The organism is Streptomyces abyssomicinicus (genome assembly GCF_008974245.1).
GTDB lineage: Bacteria > Actinomycetota > Actinomycetes > Streptomycetales > Streptomycetaceae > Streptomyces > Streptomyces abyssomicinicus.
Genome location: NZ_BBZI01000010.1, coordinates 425,510 through 443,810 on the forward strand (window position 1 = coordinate 425,510; position 18,301 = coordinate 443,810).

General features: G+C 72.6%; 15 protein-coding genes. 5 read left to right on the forward strand and 10 right to left on the reverse strand.

What is annotated here, in order from left to right; translation table 11 throughout:
• Positions 1-64: 64 nt before the first annotated feature.
• The 5 genes from GBN72_RS25055 to GBN72_RS25075 form a co-directional block, all read right to left on the reverse strand.
• Positions 65-1,564: an MFS transporter gene (locus GBN72_RS25055; protein ID WP_151774139.1), complete on the reverse strand. Its 1,500-nt coding sequence runs from the start codon at positions 1,562-1,564 to the stop codon at positions 65-67.
• Between the two features lie 68 nt (positions 1,565-1,632).
• Complete coding sequence (locus GBN72_RS25060; RefSeq protein WP_151774140.1) at positions 1,633-3,450, reverse strand: IucA/IucC family protein; 1,818 nt, start codon at positions 3,448-3,450, stop codon at positions 1,633-1,635.
• Positions 3,447-3,974, reverse strand: a complete 528-nt coding sequence (locus GBN72_RS25065) for a GNAT family N-acetyltransferase (RefSeq protein WP_151774225.1) — start codon at positions 3,972-3,974, stop codon at positions 3,447-3,449. The genes GBN72_RS25060 and GBN72_RS25065 overlap by 4 nt, the downstream gene beginning before the upstream one ends.
• A gap of 50 nt (positions 3,975-4,024) precedes the next feature.
• Positions 4,025-5,341, reverse strand: a complete 1,317-nt coding sequence (locus tag GBN72_RS25070) for a lysine N(6)-hydroxylase/L-ornithine N(5)-oxygenase family protein (protein ID WP_151774141.1) — start codon at positions 5,339-5,341, stop codon at positions 4,025-4,027.
• A 98-nt stretch (positions 5,342-5,439) separates the two neighbouring features.
• Entirely contained in the window at positions 5,440-6,987 is a 1,548-nt protein-coding gene (locus tag GBN72_RS25075; RefSeq protein ID WP_151774142.1) for a pyridoxal phosphate-dependent decarboxylase family protein, read from the reverse strand.
• Between the two features lie 260 nt (positions 6,988-7,247).
• Between GBN72_RS25075 and GBN72_RS25080 the strand changes: the two genes are divergently transcribed.
• Positions 7,248-9,431, forward strand: coding sequence for a penicillin acylase family protein (locus GBN72_RS25080; protein WP_246212855.1), 2,184 nt, complete (start codon positions 7,248-7,250; stop codon positions 9,429-9,431).
• Positions 9,428-10,075 (forward strand): GNAT family N-acetyltransferase, encoded by a 648-nt coding sequence (locus GBN72_RS25085; protein WP_151774144.1) that lies wholly within the window; start codon positions 9,428-9,430, stop codon positions 10,073-10,075. The genes GBN72_RS25080 and GBN72_RS25085 overlap by 4 nt, the downstream gene beginning before the upstream one ends.
• A 21-nt stretch (positions 10,076-10,096) precedes the next feature.
• On the opposite strand, the gene GBN72_RS25090 is transcribed toward GBN72_RS25085, so the two are convergent.
• A complete protein-coding gene (locus GBN72_RS25090) occupies positions 10,097-11,578 on the reverse strand; it encodes a serine/threonine-protein kinase (RefSeq protein ID WP_151774145.1) in 1,482 nt (493 codons plus the stop codon).
• Between the two features lie 292 nt (positions 11,579-11,870).
• Positions 11,871-13,157: an MFS transporter gene (locus GBN72_RS25095; protein ID WP_151774146.1), complete on the reverse strand. Its 1,287-nt coding sequence runs from the start codon at positions 13,155-13,157 to the stop codon at positions 11,871-11,873.
• 55 nt (positions 13,158-13,212) lie between these two features.
• Here GBN72_RS25095 and GBN72_RS25100 point away from each other — a divergent pair, with 55 nt between their 5' ends.
• From GBN72_RS25100 to GBN72_RS35520, 3 genes are all read left to right on the forward strand, one after another.
• Entirely contained in the window at positions 13,213-14,223 is a 1,011-nt protein-coding gene (locus tag GBN72_RS25100; RefSeq protein ID WP_151774147.1) for an ArsR/SmtB family transcription factor, read from the forward strand.
• Positions 14,224-14,945: 722 nt separating this feature from the next.
• A complete protein-coding gene (locus tag GBN72_RS25105; RefSeq protein ID WP_246212857.1) occupies positions 14,946-15,590 on the forward strand; it encodes a hypothetical protein in 645 nt (214 codons plus the stop codon).
• A 341-nt stretch (positions 15,591-15,931) separates the two neighbouring features.
• Positions 15,932-16,195 carry a hypothetical protein gene (locus GBN72_RS35520; protein ID WP_246212858.1) on the forward strand — a complete coding sequence of 88 codons (264 nt, stop codon included), beginning with the start codon at positions 15,932-15,934 and terminating at the stop codon, positions 16,193-16,195.
• Positions 16,196-16,237: 42 nt separating this feature from the next.
• On the opposite strand, the gene GBN72_RS25115 is transcribed toward GBN72_RS35520, so the two are convergent.
• From GBN72_RS25115 to GBN72_RS25125, 3 genes are all read right to left on the reverse strand, one after another.
• Positions 16,238-16,534: a DUF6510 family protein gene (locus GBN72_RS25115; RefSeq protein ID WP_151774150.1), complete on the reverse strand. Its 297-nt coding sequence runs from the start codon at positions 16,532-16,534 to the stop codon at positions 16,238-16,240.
• Between the two features lie 118 nt (positions 16,535-16,652).
• Positions 16,653-17,396 carry a ferredoxin reductase gene (locus GBN72_RS25120; protein ID WP_151774151.1) on the reverse strand — a complete coding sequence of 248 codons (744 nt, stop codon included), beginning with the start codon at positions 17,394-17,396 and terminating at the stop codon, positions 16,653-16,655.
• Positions 17,396-17,995 (reverse strand): sulfite oxidase-like oxidoreductase, encoded by a 600-nt coding sequence (locus GBN72_RS25125; protein WP_151774152.1) that lies wholly within the window; start codon positions 17,993-17,995, stop codon positions 17,396-17,398. The genes GBN72_RS25120 and GBN72_RS25125 overlap by 1 nt, the downstream gene beginning before the upstream one ends.
• Positions 17,996-18,301 lie beyond the last annotated feature (306 nt).

The window sequence follows — 18,301 nt, forward strand, 5'->3', positions numbered from 1 at the left end:
CCGATGCCGAAGGCCGGTGCACGCCGGCGGGCCGGCGCGCCCGTCGCGGCCCGCCGGCCTTCCCTCACGGGTGGCCGGCGGCGCCGACCGCGACCCCGTCCTCCAGCCCGCCCTGCCCCGCCCGGCGCCGGGCGCGGTGCAGCAGGTACGCGGTGGCCAGCCCTCCCGCCATGACCGCCGCCGACCCCAGGGCCTGCCCGGTGCGCGCCGCCGCCGCGAAGGCGTCCAGCACGGCCGGGCCGTTCTCCGGCCCCGCGGCCTCCAGCACCGCGGTCAGCGACGCGGAACCGACGGTCCACGACTCCTGTGCGGCGAGGTGGCTGCTGACGACCGCTCCGAGCACCGCCACGCCCAGGCTGCCCCCGACCTCGCCCATGGTGCCGTCGACAGCCGCGCCCGACCCCGCCCGGTCCGCGGGGATCGAGCCCATCACCGCCGCGACGATGGCCGGATTGGCGAGGGCGCAGCCGACGCCCATCAGCAGCAGACCGGCCAGCAGCACCGGGTAGCCGCCCCGGTCCAGCACCCCGGCCACCGCGAACCCGCCGGCCAGCAGGCCCATGCCGAGAGCGACGGCACGGACCTCGCCCAGCCGGGCGATCATCCTCGGCGCCAGACCGCGGATGTTGAGCGCCACGACGCTCAGCGGGAAGGGCGCCATGTACAACCCGGCCTCCAGGGCGGTGAAGCCCCGGACGTACTGGAGCTGCTGCGCCAGCAGGAACAGCGCTCCCGCGCTGCCGAAACTGATCAGCAGCACCCCGGTGACCGCGCCCGTGAACCGGGGGTTGCGGAAGAGCTGGGGCGCCAGCACGGGGTCGGCGCAGTGCCGCTCCCACACCACGAGCCCGGTCAGCGCCACCGCCGCGGTCGCGGTCGCGGCGAGCACCGGAAGGGAACCGGCGCCGTGCTCCGGCCAGGAGGTCACCGCGTGCACCAGTGCCACCACGCCGACGGCGGACAGCACCGCTCCGGGCACGTCGGGCCGCCCCGCCCCCGCACGTCGCGACTCGGGAATCAGCCACCGGGCGGCGGCCAGCCCCAGCAGGGCCACCGGCACGTTGATCAGGAAGATCGCGCCCCACGGGAAGTGGGAGAGGATCAGCCCGCCGAGCGGCGGCCCGGCCGCGAAGCCGAGACCGTTGACCGCCGCCCAGATGCCGATGGCCCGGACGCGCTCAGCCTCGGGGAAGACCTGGGCGACCACCGCGAGGGTGGTGCACGTGATCAGCGCGCCGCCCACGCCCATGCCGGCCCGGGCGGCGACGAGCTGGCCGACGTCCTGGCTCAGTCCGGCCGCCAGGGAGCACACGCCGAACAGGGCCAGCCCGATCAGCAGCAGTCGCCGCCGTCCGTAGCGGTCGGCGGCGGCGCCGGCGGCCAGCAGCAGCCCCGCCTGGGCCAGCGGATAGGCGTTCACCACCCACTGGATCGCCGACATCCCCGCGTCCAGTTCCCGGGAGAGCGTGGGAACCGCGACGGTCAGTACCGAGTTGTCCAGGACGACGACGAGCTGCACCAGGCAGACCACGCCGAGCACCACCGCCCGCCGGTCGGGGCGCATCACCGGGCCACCCGCTCGTCCCGAGGGGGCGCCGGGCGCGCGGGCGTCCCCCGTGGAAGTTCCTCCGGTCACCGGACCGGGGCGAACCGGGCTATGGGATTGGTCAGTTCGCCGACCAGCTGGAGCGCCGCGGAGGGGTCGGCGAGGTCCACCATCTGGCGGTTGTTCCGCAACTGCAGGCGGTTGAGGCAGGACAGCGCGAAGGTCTTCGCGAACGCGTCGTGGCGCCGGAACCGCTCGGCGAGGTGGGGGACGGCGTCCTGGTAGTCGGCGACGCACCGGGCCACCGTCTCCCAGAAGCGGTCCTCGGCGAGCGTGCCCGCCTCGTCGAGAAGCGCGGCCAGGTACCGCAGGAAGCCGTCGAAGACGTCGGTGAAGATGGACAGCAGCTGCATGTCCTCCGGGACGTCGGCGCGGACACGTCGCACGGCCGGCGGCAGGTCCGCCTCCGGGTTCATGACCACGATCTCCTCGGCGATGTCCTTGAACACGGCGCGCACCACCGCGCCCTCGCCGTCGAGCACCAGGATGACGTTCTCCCCGTGCGGCATGAAGGCGAGGTCGTGGGCGTAGAAACTCTGCAGCAGCGGCACGAGGTAGGCGTCGAGGTAGCGCCGCAGCCACTCCTGCGCGGGCAGACCGCTGCCGGCGATCAGGGCCGCCGCGAACGACCCGCCGTCGCGGTCGGCGTGCAGGAGCGCGGCCATGGTGCACACCCGCTCGCCCGGCGCCAGCGAGGGCACCGGGCTCTCCCGCCACAGCGCGGCCAGCATCTTGCGGTACGGCGAGTAGCGGTCGGTTGCCGCCTCGTACCGCGGGTCGCGGTACCCGATGGCGGCGTGCTCGCGGATGATCGTCAGCCCGGTCCCGCTCAGCACCGGGTCGGTGGCGATCAGTTCGGCCAGCCAGTCGTTGATGGCCGGCGTCGCCTCCATGTACGCGGCCGAGAGACCCCGCATGAAACCCATGTTGAGGACGGACATGGCCGTCTTCACGTAATGCCGGTCGGGACGGCTGGTGTTGAAGAACGTACGGATGGACTGCTGCGCCTGGTAGAGGTCCTCGCTCTCGCCGAGCGGCACCAGGTGGCGGGTGGCGATCTCTCCGGCGAAGGTGACCGCCAGTTTGTTGGTCCACTGCCAGGGGTGCGCGGGGAAGAGCAGGTAGTCCGCGGGGTCGAGTCCGAGGCCGGTGAGCACCCCTTCGAGCCGTGCCCGCTCCTCGGTGCCCAGCTCCTGCGCGATCAGGGTGTCGTAGTCGATGTCCGCGCAGGAGGTGAAGGTGGCGCGGTCGCGGTGCGCGGCGAGCCACATCAGGCGGATCGGGGCCGCGGCCTCAGGGGCGTAGGAGTGGAACTCCGCGATGTCGAAGCCGATCCGGCCGTTGTTGGCGACGAAGCCGGGGTGCCCCTCGGTCATGCTCGCCTCGACGGTCTGGAAGCCGGCCGTCACCAGTTCGGCCGCGGTCGGCGCCGGCCGGGAGAGCTTGTAGGCACTCGACGAGAGAGTGGAGCTGAGTTCCTCGAGGTAGACGGGCAGCACCTCGTCGCTCAGACCCAGCGTGGCGCGCAGTTCGAGGACCAGTTCCAGGGCGTCCAGCGGTGCTTCGGAGCCGGAGCGCCACCGGGTGACGGAGCCGGCGTCGATCTGCCAGTGGTCCAGGGACATCGTCCGGGCGGCGAAGCGGTACTCCGTGGCGCCGTCGTCGGACCGCACGGTGTACCACCCGTCGCCGGCGGGCTCCGGGGTCAGCAGCCGTTCGTGGGCGAACTCCGCGAGCGCCTTGCGGACCAGCGCCCGGTTGGCGGCCGCCCACAGCTCGGGGCGCAGGTGGGCCACCTGGTCCAGGGCGGCGGTGGCGGCCCGGTGGGGCTGGGCGGCGGTCATGCGTCGGCTCCTTCGGTGGCGGCCGTGAACTGTTCCCTGGTGCAGAAGCTGAGCAGGGCGGTCTTCTCGGGCTTGACGAGCGGGCCCTCGGGGACGAATCCGACGAAGGCGTTGAGGGAGTGGACGGCGGTGTTGCGGACGTCCGGCTCGACGACGACGCGGTGCGCCGAGGGGTCGTCGAAGAGGAAGGCCATCACGGTGGTGATGACTGCGCGGGTGAACCCGTGGCGGGGAGAGCCGGCCGGAGCGCACAGGAAGTGCATGCCGACGTCCCCCGGGCGCGCCTCGTACAGTCCGGCCAGCTCCACCCGTGCCGGGTCGTAACGCTCCACCAGGAAGCAGGACTCGCCGTCCAGGGCGCCGAGGAAGGCGTCGTGGTGAGGATGGCGGACGATCGCCTCGTAGGCCTCGACGACCTCGGCGGTGCTGAGATTCCCCATCATCCAGTACGCGGCCTTCGGGTCGGTGACCCAGGCGTGCAGCAGGGCGGACTCCCGGGCCGGGTCCAGCGGATGCAGCGACATCGTGCCCAGGGGCGTGGGCCGGGAGTAGAGAGCGGGGGTCACGGGACGGGTCACGACACCACGCCCTCGGGCGCGCCGAACTCCTGGAACGCGATGGACTTCTCGATCGGGTAGGCCTCGCGGCCCGTGATCTCGCGGATGATCCAGCTGTTGCGGTAGGGGCCCATGCCGAGGTCGGGCGAGGTCACGCTGTGCGCGTGGGTGGCGCCGTTCTGCAGGAAGACGCCACGGCCGGTGACGTCGACGCTGTAGTTGCGGGCCACCTCCAGACGCCCGCGGCCGTCCCACAGCAGCCGGTCGCGAACCGGTTCCAGGAAGGCGGGCGGCTGGTAGGCGTAGCCGGTGGCCAGCACCAGCCCGTGGGTGAGGAGGGTGAAGTCCCGGTCCTGCTCGTCGTGGTGCAGCCCGAGCTCGTACCGGTCCGCGGCCTCGTCGTGACGGGCGGTACGCAGCGCGGTGTTGGTGAACAGCCGGGTGGGCACCGGGCCGTGCACGCTCTTCTGGTAGAGCAGGTCGAAGATGTTGTTGATCAGCTCGGCGTCGATGCCCTTGCTGAGACCCTTCTGCTCCGACTCCAGCCGGTAGCGGGTCGCCTCGGGAAGCGCGTGGAAGTAGTCCACGTACTCGGGCGAGGTCATCTCGAGCGTGAGCTTGGTGTACTCCAGCGGGAAGAACCGCGGGGAGCGGGTCACCCAGTTGAGCCGGTAGCCGTAGGTGTCGATGTCGCCGAGCAGGTCGTAGTAGATCTCGGCGGCGCTCTGGCCGGAGCCGACCACGGTCACCGACTCCTTGGCCTGCAGCACGCTCTTGTGCTGGAGGTAGAGGGAGTTGTGGACGGCGTCACCCGGCAGGTCGCGGCAGGCGGGCGGCAGGTGCGGAGGCGTTCCCGTGCCGAGCACCAAGTGCCGGCCCCGGTGCTGGACCTGGCCCCCGGCACCCTGCCGCGTGGAGGTGACGACGTAGACGCCTTCCACCTCGTCGAACTCCACCTTCTCCACCCGGTGGCCGAACCGCACGGACGGGAGCTGCGCGGCCGCCCATCGGCAGTAGTCGTTGTACTCGGCGCGCACCGGATAGAAGTTCTCGCGTATGTAGAACGGGTAGAGCCGTCCCTTCTCCTTGAGGTACTGGAGGAAGGAGAAGGGCGACGTCGGGTCGGCGAGACTGACCAGGTCGGCCATGAACGGTGTCTGCAGCGTCGCGAAGTCGAGCAGCATCCCGGGGTGCCAGTCGAACTGCTCCCGGCTCTCCAGGAAGACGCCGTCGAGGTCGTCCAACGGCGCGGTGAGGCAGGCCAGGCCCAGGTTGTACGGGCCCAGGCCGACCGCGACGAAGTCGTGGACGGGCTCGGTTGCGGGCTGGGTCATGCGTGTCTCCAGAAGCACAGTGGTGGGGGCGGTGGCGGCGCGCGGCGCGCGGGTCCCTGCCGCCCGGGCCGTGGCCGGGCCGGACGGAACGGGTGCGGTCAGGCCACGCCGTCCGCGGCCCTGACGCGGGGAGCGGCCTCGACGAACTCGGCGGCGTGCGCCGCCAGCAGGTCGAGGACGTGGGCGACGTCGCCCGGGGTGGTGCTGGGGTTGAGGAACGTGCACTTCAGGAAGTGCCGCCCGTCCACCCTGGTGCCCGCGACCATGCCCTCGCCCGAGGCGGCGAGCGCCTCCCGGGCGTGCAGGTTGGCGTCGTCGGCGAGATGCGCGTCCTGCGCGGCGGGAAGGTAGCGGAAGACGACGGTGGAGAGCTGGGAGCGGCCGACCACCTCGAACCGGGGGTCGCCGGCGAGCATGTCGTGCACGGCGCCGGCCAGGTCCACCACCTCGTCGAAGAGGACTCCCACCCCGTCGGCGCCCATGACGCGCAGTGTCATCCACAGCTTCAGCGCGTCGAAGCGGCGCGTGGTCTGCAGCGACTTGTCCACCTGGTTGGGGATCCGGCGCTCGGCCATCCGGGCGGGGTTCAGGTAGTCGGCGTAGTAGGTCGCGTGCGACATCATCCGGCTGTCACGGACCACCACCGCGCTCGAACTCACCGGCTGGAAGAAGGACTTGTGGAAGTCCACGGTCACCGAGTCGGCGCGTTCGACGCCCTCGAGCAGGTGCCGCCGGGTCGGGGACACCAGCAGGCCGCAGCCGTAGGCGGCGTCCACGTGGAGCCACGTGGCCTGCGCCTCGCAGACGTCCGCCACCTCCGCGAGCGGATCGATGCTGCCGAAGTCGGTGGTGCCCGCGGTGGCGACCACGGCCATCACCGTCAGCCCCTCGGCGCGCAGGCGGTCGCACTCCCGGCGCAGCGCCGCCACGTCCATCCGCCGGTCGGCGGTGGTGGCCACGCCCACCACCGCCTCCATCGGCAGGCCGAGCATCTTGGCGGACTTGCTGACACTGAAGTGGGCCGCGTCGGAGGCGAGCACCCGCATCCGCGGCAGCAGGGCCTGACGGGCCTCGGACGTGCGTGCCCCCGCGCGGGCGAACGCCTCCTCGCGCGCCAGCACCAGCGCGTGCAGGTTCGACTGCGTGCCGCCGCTGGTGAAGATCCCGTCCGCGTCCAGGCCGAAGCCGATCCGCCCCGCGGTCCAGTCGATCAGGCGGCGCTCGATCAGGGTGGCGCCGGCGCTCTGGTCCCAGGTGTCCATCGAGGAGTTGACCGCGCTGAGCACCGCTTCGCCCAGCAGGGCCGGGATCACGACGGGGCAGTTGAGGTGGGCGAGATAGCGAGGGTGGTGGAAGTAGACGGCGTCACGGAGGTAGAGCCGCTCCAACTCGGCGAGCGCCGCCGCCGAGTCGCCGAGCGGCCGGTCCAGATCGACCTGCTCGACCTCGGGCCCGAGCGCGTCCGGGCTGATGCCGGTGAACGGTCCCTTGACGCCGGTCACGCGGGATGCCACCGCGTCCGCGCCCAGGAGCAGCGCCTCACGGTAGGCGCCCGCGGTCGGCTCACCGAAGAGGTGCCGCCGGGCCTCGGCGCTCGGCGAGGCGACGGAGCGCTGCGCCGGGACAGTCTTGCCGTCGATGGTCATGTCAGCCTTCTGGTGGGGGACAGCGGAGACGCTTTTTAGGCAAGGCTTACCTAAGCATGCCCGGCTTCGCTTGTCGACATCGCCTCGGCTCGTCGCCTCGTCGGTGTCGCGTCACCATGACCACATGGTTAAGGTTAGGCTCACCTAATCCCTTGTCAACCGTGCGTCCACCATCGGCTCAAGTCCCTGATCCACCTCAAGCCACGTTCGTGCAAAGCCACTTGACGTATCGCCAGCAGCCGCAGACCGAGGAGCCCGGCTTGCCCAGAGCCCGCCACCGCATCCACCGCGACCCGTACGGCATACCTCACGTGTGGGCCCCCGACGCACTCGCCCTCGCCCGCGCCCAGGGCGTGGTGACCGCACGTGACCGCGGCTGGCAGATCGAGGTCGAGCGGCACCGGGCACTGGGCAGCTCGGCCTCCTTCCTCGGCCCCGAGCACCTGTCGTGGGACGTCCTCGCCCGTCGCGCCCGACTGGCCGACACCGCCCGGCGTTGCTACGAGGCACTGGACGAGGGCACCGCGGCCTGGGTCCGGGCGTATGCCGAGGGTGTGGATTCCGCGTTGCCCGAGGCGGCCCGCCGCGCGCCCGAGTTCGACCACGCCGGTCTGCGCCCGGGCGCCTGGGAGCCCTGGGTGCCGCTGGCGGTGTGGCTCTCCCACCACCTCCTCTTCGCCGGCTTCCCCGCGAAACTCTGGCGCGATCGTGTCGCTTCGGCGCTCGGGCCCGAAGCGGTGGCGTCCTTCTCGACCGACGGCCCGGGCACCGCGGGCAGCAACGGCTGGATCCTCACCCCGGAACGCACCACCACGGGCGCGCCCCTGCTCGCCGGCGACCCCCACCGCTTCATCGAGGCTCCCGGGGTGTACCAGCAGATCCGGCTGGCGTGCCCCGAGTTCGACGTGGTGGGTCTCGCGGTGCCGGGCGTCCCCGGCATCGCGCACTTCGGCCATGCGGGGCACGTCGCGTGGGCCATCACCAACGCCATGGCGGACTACCAGGACCTCTACCGGGAGCGGCTGCGGCGGATCCGGCGACCGGACGGGACGACGGCGGTGGAGGCGTGGGGACCGGACGGGTGGGAGCCCGCCGATGTCCGCACCGAGAGCTTCCAGGTCGCCGGGGGTGATCCGGTGGAGGTCGAGATGGTGGAGACCGCCCGGGGACCGGTCGTGCTCCAGGGGGCGATCCCGGCCGCGGCCGAGGAGGAAGTCACGGCCGCCGGTGCTTCCGGTGCCGTCCGTGCTGCCGGTTCCGGCACCGGCGTTGACGAGGCGGACGCGAGCGGCCGCGGGACGGCGCTCGCCCTGCGCCTGCCGGCGAGAGTGCTCGGCTCACTCGGCTTCGACGCCCTGCCCGCCCTGCTGCGGGCCAGGACCGTCGCGGACGTCGACGCGGCGTTGGACGGGTGGGTGGAGCCGGTCAACGTGGTGATGGCCGCGGACACGTCGGGTGGTCTGCTGCACCGGGTCGCCGGAGCGGTCCCGGTCCGCGCCGACGCCAACCGCCGCGGGCTCGTCGATGCCTGGGACCCGGCCACGGCCTGGTCGGGGGAGTGGGAGCCGATGCCGCGTGGTGAGGTGTCCGACGGCCGGGCGGTGATGGCCAACGCCCGGGGTGTCGCCACGCCACTGGGGTCGGAGTTCGCTGCCGCGCACCGGGCGCGCCGGATCGCCGAACTCCTGGACTCCCGGCCGCGTTGGTCTCCCGCCGACATCACCGCCGTGCACACCGACACCTTCTCGCCGGGTGCGGCGGTGCTGCTCGCGCGGCTGGTCGAGCCGTTGGCCGGGCTGTCGCCGGAGGCCGCGTCACTGCGGCGCGAACTGGACGCGTGGGACCGGCACATGGGCGCAGGCTCCCGGGGGGCCGCGGTCTTCGCCGCCTGGCGCGGCGCGCTCGCGCGCCGGCTGGCGGGGGATCCGGCGCTGGCGGCTCTGGCACCCCGCCCGGACGATCCCGAGATCTTCCTGCCCTGGCTGTCTCTCCTCGGCCGGGTCGGACACGCGCTGGAAGGTCTGACCGTGCCCGGCGCGCTGCCCGCGGCGGTGGACGTTCCCGCCCACGCGCGGGCGGCCCTCGAGGAGGTGGCCCGCGACGGCGCTCCCGCCGGCTGGGGCGAGACCCATCGTCTGGCCGCGTGGCAGGCGCTGCCCTCGGTGTCCCCTTCTCCCGGGACGCCCGCTCTGGAGGGGGACCACGACTGTGTGATGTCCTCCTCGAGCGTGCCCGGACTGACCGATCTGAGCGCCCGCGCCTCCGCCGCGCGCTTCGTGTGGGACCTGGCCCGCAGACAGGACAGCGCCTGGATCGTCCCCCTGGGCGCCTCGGGACTCCCCGACGACGCCCACGCCCGCGACCAGCTTCCGCTGTGGCTGCGCGGCGCCCTGGTCCCCGTCGTCACCGACTGGAACGTGCTCACCGAGGAGGAATCAGCATGACGGAGCCCACCGCACCCCCGACGCCCCGGGAGTCCCGGGCGGCCCAGGAATCCGCGGCGCCCGAGGAATCCGCGGCGCCCCACGGGCCCGCCCCCGCGCACGTCTGCCGGGTGCCCGGCTTCGGCACCGTCGGCTTCCGTGTCCTCGACCCGGAGCACGACGCCGCGACCGTCCACCGCTGGGTGGACGACGAGCGGGCCCGGTTCTGGGGCATGGTCGGACACACGGTCGAACGGGTGCGCGACATCTACGCGTTCGTGGACTCCCTGGAGACCCACCACGCCTACCTGATCGAGCACGACGGCCGCCCGGCGGGACTGCTGCAGACCTATGAGCCCGAGCACGATCCGCTGGGGGAGCACTACCCGGTACGCCCCGGCGACTTCGGCATCCATTTCCTCTTCGCGCCCCCCGGGACCGCTCCGCGCAGCGGCCACGGAGGCGCCCTGTTCGGGGCCGTTCTCGACTTCGTCTGGTCCGACCCCGCCCATCTGCGGGTGGTGGCCGAGCCCGACGTCCGCAACGACAGATCCCGCCGGCGGCTGCGCCTGGCAGGGTTCACGGAAGGCACCGAGGTCGCTCTGGACCACAAGCGGGCCTGCCTGTATTTCCTCGAACGCGACCACGACGTCGCCCGGGGGTGACGGCCAAGTTCCCCTTTGCCCTCATGCCGTGTCGGCGTCCGCCTCCGCGGCGGCGAGGACTTCCGAGGCGAGGTCGCGGAGCGTGACGTGAAGGGGATCGGGGTAGCGGATGGTGATGGTGAGGTTGCTGATCCGGACCAGGGCGTCATCGTCGTTGATCGCGGCCTCGTCTCCCAGCTCTTCCCGGTGGTATTCCGCGTCGAACTCGAACCGCTCGTACTGGCTTCGGAATGTTTTCACGGCTTGAGCGGTGTTGCCGTGCCGCACGATGTTCACGCTCAGCGAGTCGCCGGAGTAGTCGGTGTGCCATTCGCAGTGATTGACCGCTTCCGTGCTCACGGTCGCGCCCGGGACCGGGCCGACGAGCATTTCCTCGCCGATTCTGGCCTCGTTGAGCAGGTCCGACTCGCACACCTTGGGAGCACTGCCGAACCGGTTGGGTGTGGGGCTGTTGGTCGGCGCGGCCCGGTGGTCCGTCGGCTTGGTGGGGCTGTTGATGTACATCCCCAGCCCCACGCCTGCGGCCAGCAGCACCACCCCCGCGGCGATGCCGGCGGCCCGGGCCCGGCCCCGCGGGGCCGGCGGCGGAACCGCGCCCCGGGCCGCGGATCCGGTGGGCAGTGGGGTGGTCGCGGCAGCCGCGCGGTGCAGCAGACGGGTGGTGGCCTGCGAAGCCGGGCGCCCGGCGGCCATCGCCTCCAGATGACTCCGCGCGCTCCACACGTCCGGGCGCTCCGCGGGGTCACGGCTCATCAGACCCAGGATCAGAGGTGCCAGCTGACCCGCCCGTTCCGCCGGCTCCGGGTCACGGGAGAGGACGGCGGCGATGGTGCCGGCCACGTCCCCGGTGTCGTACGCGTGCCGTCCCTCCACCGCGTAGTACAGCGTCGCTCCCAGGGACCACAGGTCCGACTCCGGTCCGGAGACGCCCCCCGACAGGCGCTCCGGTGCCAGATAGCCGACTGTCCCGACCACCAGGCCCGCCTCGGTCACCGGCCGGGTGACGCCCGCGACGACCGCGATGCCGAAGTCCGTCAGCACCGGCCGGCCCTCCGCGTCGAGCAGGACGTTCTGCGGCTTCACATCCCGGTGCAGCACCCCTTGTGCGTGTGCCGTTGCCAGCGCCTCCAGCAGCCGCAGCCCGAGGGAAGCCGTCCGCTGCGGCGCCAACGGCCCGGCCCGCGTCACTTCCTCCGCCAGGGAACGTCCGGCCACCAGCCGCATCACGAGCCACGGCCGGCCGTCCTCCTCGACCACGTCGTACACCGACACGATCCCGGGATGCTCCAGCCGGGCCGCCGCCCGCGCCTCCGCGATCACCCGCTCCCGCTGCCGCTCCAACTCCACCGGACCCAGGTCCTCGGCCAGGCGAAGTTCCTTGATCGCCACCGCGCGCTTGAGTTTCCGGTCGTAACCGCGCCACACCGTGCCCATGCCGCCCGAAGCGATCGGCTCCGCGTCCAGCGCGTAACGGCCGTCGGCGAGTTCCCGGTTCCCGGTCATGATCGGGAGGATAGCGGGAACATCCGACCGGCGAACAAGGGAGTGGGCAAGCAACTGGCAGTCAGCCAATCGCAGTTGGACTCCCGGCGGCGGAAGGCCGACCGAGGAGCCGTGCCGTCCGATCGCGAGGCCTGCCCCTCTCGGACAAGGTGGGACCGATGTTCTTCCCGGGCTGCGATGACGTGGAGCCCGGAGCAAGCAGTCGTCGAGGTTCCTCCGGCCGGTCACCGCTCGGGTGGGCAGCCGGACATGGTGGTCGGCCCACGGGCCCGACACCGCAGGGACTGTCGGTTCACGCCTCGGTGGCGGATGCCGCTGATCCCCCGCGCGGTGGCGGCGAGGTGGCGGCCGGCAGCTCTCGCAGCGCGCGGACGGGGGAACAGAAGACGGGGAGGAACGCGCCCGCCATGCACAACGCACCCGCCCACACCGCCGCGCGCAGGCCTGCCGCCTGGCCGACAAGGCCACCGAGGGCGGCGCCGACGGCCAGGGCGCCGGTGAGCAGGAAGCGGAAGGTGGCGTTCATGCGGCCGAGCAGCGGGTCCTGGGTCAAGTGCTGGCGCAGGGAGACGCCGAGGACGTTGTCGATACCGGCCTTGGTCATGGCCGCGAGCCACCCGGCACCGGCCACCCACAGCCATGGCCCGTCGCCGATCAGCGCGATGGCGAGTGCGGCGGGTGCGCCCCAGAGCCCGGTCAACCCCAGGGCGCGGCCGTGGCCCAGGCGGGCGGCGAGGTAGCGGGCGAGGGCGGCGCCGAGCAGGATGCCCACGCCGCCGACCGCCCAGTACGCGCCCAACGCCCCGGCGGACAGGTGCAGTTCACGGACGAACAGCACCGGCAGCATGGCGTTGGTCATCTGCGCGCCGAGGTTGGTGAGGGTCGCCGTGAGTGCCAGCGCGCGCAGCTCGCGGCTGCCCAGCACGTGCCGCAGCCCTTCCGCCATCTCGGTCCGCAGCCGTCGCCCTCCTGCCGGTACCACGGCAGGAGGGCGAAGCCCGCCGATGCCCGTGAGGCCGGCCGCCGAGGCCAGGTAGGCGACGGCCCCGCCGAGGATCGCGAGGGGAGCGGTGAAGGCCTGGACCAGGAAGCCGCCGGCGCCGCGGCCGGCGATGTTGGCGCCGGCCATCAGGCCGACGAGAGCGGTGTTCGCCGGCACCAGGCGCTCGCGGCCCACCAGTTCGGGCAGGACGCTCTGCGAGCCGACGTCGAAGAACACCGTGGCGCAGCCGTTCAGCAGCACCACCGTGTAGAGCTGCGGCAGCGACAGCACATCCAGCCACCAGGCAACGGGAACTGAGGCGAACAGCGCGGCGCGGGCGGCGTCGGCGGCCACCAGTACCCGGCGAGCGGGCAGACGGTCCACCCAGGCACCCGCCGGCAGGCCGACGAGCAGGAAGGCGGCGGTGGACAGCGCGGCCAGCGCCCCGGCCTGGCCGGGTCCGGCACCGAGGGTGGTGACGGCGAGCAGCGGGATCGCGACGTAGCCGACATTGCTGCCGAGGTGGCTGAGGGCACCCGCGGCGAAGAGCACACGGAAGTCGCGCAGCCGCCACGGTGAGGAGGACGCTTCGGTCATGCCCGTACCGTGCGGGACCACCCGGCCCTCCCCCTACTGATTTACCCTCAGCTGAATGATCGATATAGAACTCGGCCTGGAGGACATGGCCCGTACCCGCTTCGCGATCTCCCCGCTGTGGGAGGTGGTGGCCAGCGTCCGGGTGCTCAAGGGCGCGGACGAACACGGCCTGCACCGCACCTGGGCCGAACAGGTCCGCCCACGGCTGGCGGCGGCGGACCTCGACCTGAGGCCGTTGTCCGACCTCGTTCCGGTGCCCGCGCGCTCCCCCTGGGGCGGCCGCGTTCCGGGCTTCATCTGCCCGCCGCCCACGACGCCGATGCCGTCACTGGACATGGAGCTGGCCACCCTCCGGGCCACGCCGCCGGCGCTCCTGCACACGGCGGCCGGGGTGCCGCCCGAGCGGATGGCCGCGCTGCGCGCGGACCCGGCAGCCGAGCTCGGGCGACTGGCCGACGTGCTGCAGGCGTACTGGGAGCTGTCTCTGGCGCCGTACTGGCCCCGGATCCTCACCCTGCTGGAGGACGACATCCGCTACCGGGCAGGCCGACTGGTCGACGGCGGCGCCCAGCATCTGTTCGCGGACCTCGACCCACAGGTCACCTGGGCCGGAGGCACTCTGCGCCTGGAGCATCGCACCGTCCGCGGGGCGCGCCGACTCGGCGGCCGGGGTCTGCTGCTGGTGCCGTCCGCCTTCGTGTGGCCGCGCGTGTTCTCCGTGCTCAACGAGCCATGGCAACCATCGCTGCGCTATCCGCCACGCGCCGTCGGCACGCTGTGGCAGACACGGCCCGTTACGGTGTCCGACGCCCTGGCAGGGGTGCTGGGCCGCTCCCGCGCAACCCTCCTGACCGAGCTGACCGCCCCCGCCTCGACCACGACCCTCGCCCGCCGGACCGGGCTGACTCCCGGCGGCGTCTCCCAGCACCTGACGGCCCTGCGCACCGCCGGTCTGGTCAGCGCCCACCGTGCGGGCAGAGAGGTGCTGTACGCACGCACCCGGCCCGGACAGATCCTCGTGGAAGCCGCCGGCGCAGGATCACCGCCGCCCACCGACCGAGCGTGAAGCCCTCTCCCGCACGAACGGGCCCCGTACGAACGGGCCCCGCACGATCGTGTCCCGTGCGCGCGGCGGCCGTTGCCGCGGAAGCACACCTCGCCCAGGCCTCGGCCGCGACCCCGCAGCCGGCCGGCCGGACCACTCACTCCACGAGACGGCGTCTCCACCAGGGATCCGTGCGTGGTGCGAACGGATCCGGCAGGGTCCCCGCGAGGAAGCGGTCGTCCAGAGGAGCGACGGCTCCGAGGAGTTCACGGCTCTCCTTGCGCCTCATGGCCGATGCCGCGCCCTGCAGGAGGGTTCTCGCGTGTCCGTCCCTCCAAAGGGTGGTTCCCCGCCCGTGGTTGGGCCCATGCTCCGGCCATGGGTGAAGCGCCAGGAACCATGCCCGGAAGGCGTGCGCGACGTGACCGGGAGGCAACCGGTACCGGATCTCGAACTGTGCGATCTGCCGGTTCGTCGCAGCGGACAGACCAGGGATGACCTGCCGGCTCCCGGCGTTCCCCCGACAGGGACGTCCGGTTCCGATCCCGCCCGGTGAGCGGCGGGGCATGAGCACTTCCAGCTGGGAGGACGAGTGAACGTCCCGACGGTAGACGGGGATCGGCCCGAACAGCAAGGCCGCCGCTCCCGTGGGGCGCCCGGGGTGGTGGCCGACGACCCCGCTCGGGGGCACCACACACACGGAGACGGCCCGACGTAGGATGACTACCCAAGGGGGCATGATCATGAGAACTTATCGGTGGTGCGTGGCGACCGCGGCGGCACTGCTGCTGACCGGTTGCTCCGACGGCGAGAGCAACAGCACAGTCGGCAAGGCCGCGCCGCTCACCCAGGAACAGGTCCGAAGGACGCTGCCGGACAACGAGGTCATGGCGGGCTGGAAGCAGTCCGTTCGGCCCATGGCAGTCGAGATGGACAAGCTCTACCGCTCGCAGGCCTGCCCCATCAAGGGCAACGCGGGCTGCGAGGACGCCCGCTTCTTCGGCGCCGCGACCTTCGAGCGCAAGGACCCCTTCGCCTCCGTCACCTTCCAGATCGTCGCCTACGACAGCGAACAGGCCGCCGAGGACGCCTACGCCGTGCTCTGGGACGGCTTCTACGGCAACCAGGCGGGCCAAAAGGCCAAGATGCTCGAGCTCGGCCCGATCGGTGACGAGCACGAAGCCCGGCTCGGGACCTCCGGCTTCAACGGCGAGCCCGGCGCCGTCACCCAGACCAGGGTCGGCACGACGCTGCTGTGGAGCATGGAGTCTGCCGCGCACAAGGGCGACATCGACGCCGACAGCGTCCGGGACCTGGCCACGATGCTCGCCCAGCGGTCCCAGCAGGCCCAGAACGGAGACGAACCCTCCGCCACGCTCGGCGACTGACCCCACGCCCGCACCGGAACCACACTGCGCGGCTCGTCCATCCCTCGTCGACCGGGCCGATCGGGCGGCGGGCGGAGCGAACCTCGGCAGGCAGAACGGCCGGCATGACGCTTTTTTACTGTTCGAAATGCGGTGCTGAGCTCACCCGTGATCTCCGGAAGCTTCCAGAGGTCCCCGACGCCCGCGTGGCCTGGCCGGACCGGGACGCCAGGACCCGGCTGGCGCCGTCGACCGTGCCCAAGGGGTACTACGCCGTCGACCCGGAGCCATGGGGCGCTCCCTTCTCGCGACCCCCGGCGCGCGACACCCGTCCCGGCGTGCGTGGGAACCGTGCTCTCCTCATGCCGTCCGAGCTGGACGGAACGGTCTCCGCCGGCCCGAAGAACTCGGTGATCGTGCACCCGACAGAAGTGCCGAGCCTCCGCCTGACCGGAGCCCTGGGCGTGCACCGCGGGTGCTGTGGGCCGCTGGGCACCGGGGGCCGCAATATGGCGTGCGCCTGCGGAACCCTCGTCGCCACCCTTGCCGCAGACTGTCTCGGCCCTCACGAACTGCACCTCGACCCGGTCCGCGTATACGCCTACGTCACCGAACCCACGGCGTGATCAGGGGACCCGGGGCCCGGTCCAGCCGTGAGGGTGGACTCCCTACGTGAACCCGCCCGTGCCGTTCGGCAGGGCGAAGCGGAACGCGCCGCCGCCACTGCCGAGCTGGATCCAGAGATGGCCGGGCTGGGCGACGGCCCGCAGGGCGATGTCGGCGCAGCCCGGGCAGCGGCCCGTGAGGCCCGGTTCGGGTCCGTAGACGTGCAACTGCCCCAAGGTGGAGGGCATCCGGCAGGTGGGGCACAGGCGCCAGGCTGTCGTGGGGTCGACGGCGAACACCTCGGAGAGCGGACCGGCAAGGGCGTTGCCGTCGAGGTAGGAGGGGCGGGGCTGGGTCACGTCGGTCTCCTGAGGTCGCGTTCGGGTCAGCGGGTGCGAGTGCGGGTGCGGGTGCGGTCGCGGGTGCGGGTGAGTCGGGTGGGCCGTGTGCGGGAGGTCGGGCGTACGGGCCGGTGGATCAGCCGTAGCGCTCGGTGCGGATCAGGTCGGCGGGATGCCCGGCGGCGAGCAGCAGGTCGCTGGTGTGCTCGACGAAGCCGGTGGGCCCGCAGACGTAGCAGCGGCTGCCCGGGGGCGCCGGCAGCGCGTCGAGGTCCGCGGACGTGATCCGCCCGGCGGTGCGTGCGGATCCCGGCGGCGCCTGACGGGTGTGGAGGATGCGCACCGACAGGAAAGGCGGTGCGGCGGCCAGTTCGTCGGCGTACCAGACATCGTCCGGGGTGCGGACGGAGTACAGCAGTGTGCAGGGGGCGTCGGAGCGCACCCGGCGGCGGGCTCGCAGGATGGCCATGAGGGGCACCACCCCGCTGCCGCCGGCGGCGAGCAGCAGCGGGCCGTCGAACGTGCCGTCCCACACGAACCAGCCGCCCAGCGGGCCCTTCATCTCGACCCGCGCGCCCACCGGCAACTCCTCGGCCAGGTACGGGGAGACTTCGCCGCCCGTGGTGGCCTGCACGCCCAGTTCGACCGTGTCACCGTCGGCGGGGGCCGCCAGGGAATAGCTGCGCACGGCCTGGTAGCCGTCGTCCGCGGTGAGCCGGACATCGACGTGCTGACCCGGCAGGTGCCCGGGCCAGCCGGGGACGCTGAAGCGCAGGGTACGTCCGGTCGTCGTCCGGCTCTCGCGCTGCTCCAGCCGGGCCGGCCGCCAGCCGCCCGAGGGAGCCGGTCCGGCCGTGGTGATCGGGGCCGGCGTGGCCATCAGTCGCTCCAGGTGCGCTGCTCGCGCCAGGGGTCGCCGTAGTCGTGATAGCCGGCCGCCTCCCAGAAACCGGGTTCGTTCCGGACGGTCAGACGCACGCCCTTGACCCACTTGGCGGACTTCCAGAAGTAGAGGTGCGGGACGAGCAGGCGGGCCGGCCCGCCGTGTTCGGGGGAGAGGGCGAAACCGTCGAAGGAGTGGGCCACCCAGGCCTTGCCGCCGGTGACGTCCGCCAGCGGCAGGTTCGTGGTGTAGCCGTCGTAGGACTCGGCGACGACGAAGCCGGCGGTGGTGTCCACACCGTCGAGGAGGACGTCCAGGGACACGCCCTGCCAGCGCGTGTCGAACTTCGACCAGCGGGTGACGCAGTGGATGTCGACGGTCGGGTGCTCCTGGGGCAGGGCCATCATCTCGTCCCAGTTCCAGGACCGGCTGCCGCCCGTCCCGTCGGTGACCGTGAAGGTCCACCGGTCCGTCGCCAGGTGCGGAGTGGGGCCCGCGGACAGGACGGGGAAGGACTCGGTCGGGTACTGACCGGGAGGCAGCCGCCCTTCGAACGCGTGGGTCCTGCCCCGGAACCCCGGTGAGAAGTCCGTCATGCGTCTGGTCCTTCCGGTGGAGGTGCGGCTTCAGGCGGCCACGGGCCCCTCCGGCGAAGAGGCCCGAGCCGCAGCCGGGCGACGAGCGGTGGCCGGGGCGGTGTCACCCTCCGCGCGGGGCCTTCTGCAAGGTCAGGGCATCGACGGCGGGGCGCGGGCGATGTCCGCGGCACGGGTGTTCCCGTGGTGCGCCCAGCGGGCGGTTCCCGCCGCGCAGGCATCGCCTCCCCGTCCCTCCGGTTCCTCCCACCATGTTCCCGGCGGACGCCAGGGCCGCAACCGGAGGCCGACGCCCCGTACCGGGCC

Coding starts and splice junctions, on each gene's coding strand:
- GBN72_RS25100 (WP_151774147.1), top strand. CDS start 13,213: ATGATCGATATAGAACTCGGCCTGGAGGACATGGCCCGTACCCGCTTC.
- GBN72_RS35520 (WP_246212858.1), top strand. CDS start 15,932: ATGCCGTCCGAGCTGGACGGAACGGTCTCCGCCGGCCCGAAGAACTCG.
- GBN72_RS25120 (WP_151774151.1), bottom strand. CDS start 17,396: ATGGCCACGCCGGCCCCGATCACCACGGCCGGACCGGCTCCCTCGGGC.
- GBN72_RS25075 (WP_151774142.1), bottom strand. CDS start 6,987: ATGACCATCGACGGCAAGACTGTCCCGGCGCAGCGCTCCGTCGCCTCG.
- GBN72_RS25095 (WP_151774146.1), bottom strand. CDS start 13,157: ATGACCGAAGCGTCCTCCTCACCGTGGCGGCTGCGCGACTTCCGTGTG.
- GBN72_RS25065 (WP_151774225.1), bottom strand. CDS start 3,974: ATGTCGCTGCATCCGCTGGACCCGGCCCGGGAGTCCGCCCTGCTGCAC.
- GBN72_RS25055 (WP_151774139.1), bottom strand. CDS start 1,564: ATGCGCCCCGACCGGCGGGCGGTGGTGCTCGGCGTGGTCTGCCTGGTG.
- GBN72_RS25060 (WP_151774140.1), bottom strand. CDS start 3,450: ATGACCGCCGCCCAGCCCCACCGGGCCGCCACCGCCGCCCTGGACCAG.
- GBN72_RS25085 (WP_151774144.1), top strand. CDS start 9,428: ATGACGGAGCCCACCGCACCCCCGACGCCCCGGGAGTCCCGGGCGGCC.
- GBN72_RS25070 (WP_151774141.1), bottom strand. CDS start 5,341: ATGACCCAGCCCGCAACCGAGCCCGTCCACGACTTCGTCGCGGTCGGC.
- GBN72_RS25105 (WP_246212857.1), top strand. CDS start 14,946: ATGAGAACTTATCGGTGGTGCGTGGCGACCGCGGCGGCACTGCTGCTG.
- GBN72_RS25125 (WP_151774152.1), bottom strand. CDS start 17,995: ATGACGGACTTCTCACCGGGGTTCCGGGGCAGGACCCACGCGTTCGAA.
- GBN72_RS25090 (WP_151774145.1), bottom strand. CDS start 11,578: ATGACCGGGAACCGGGAACTCGCCGACGGCCGTTACGCGCTGGACGCG.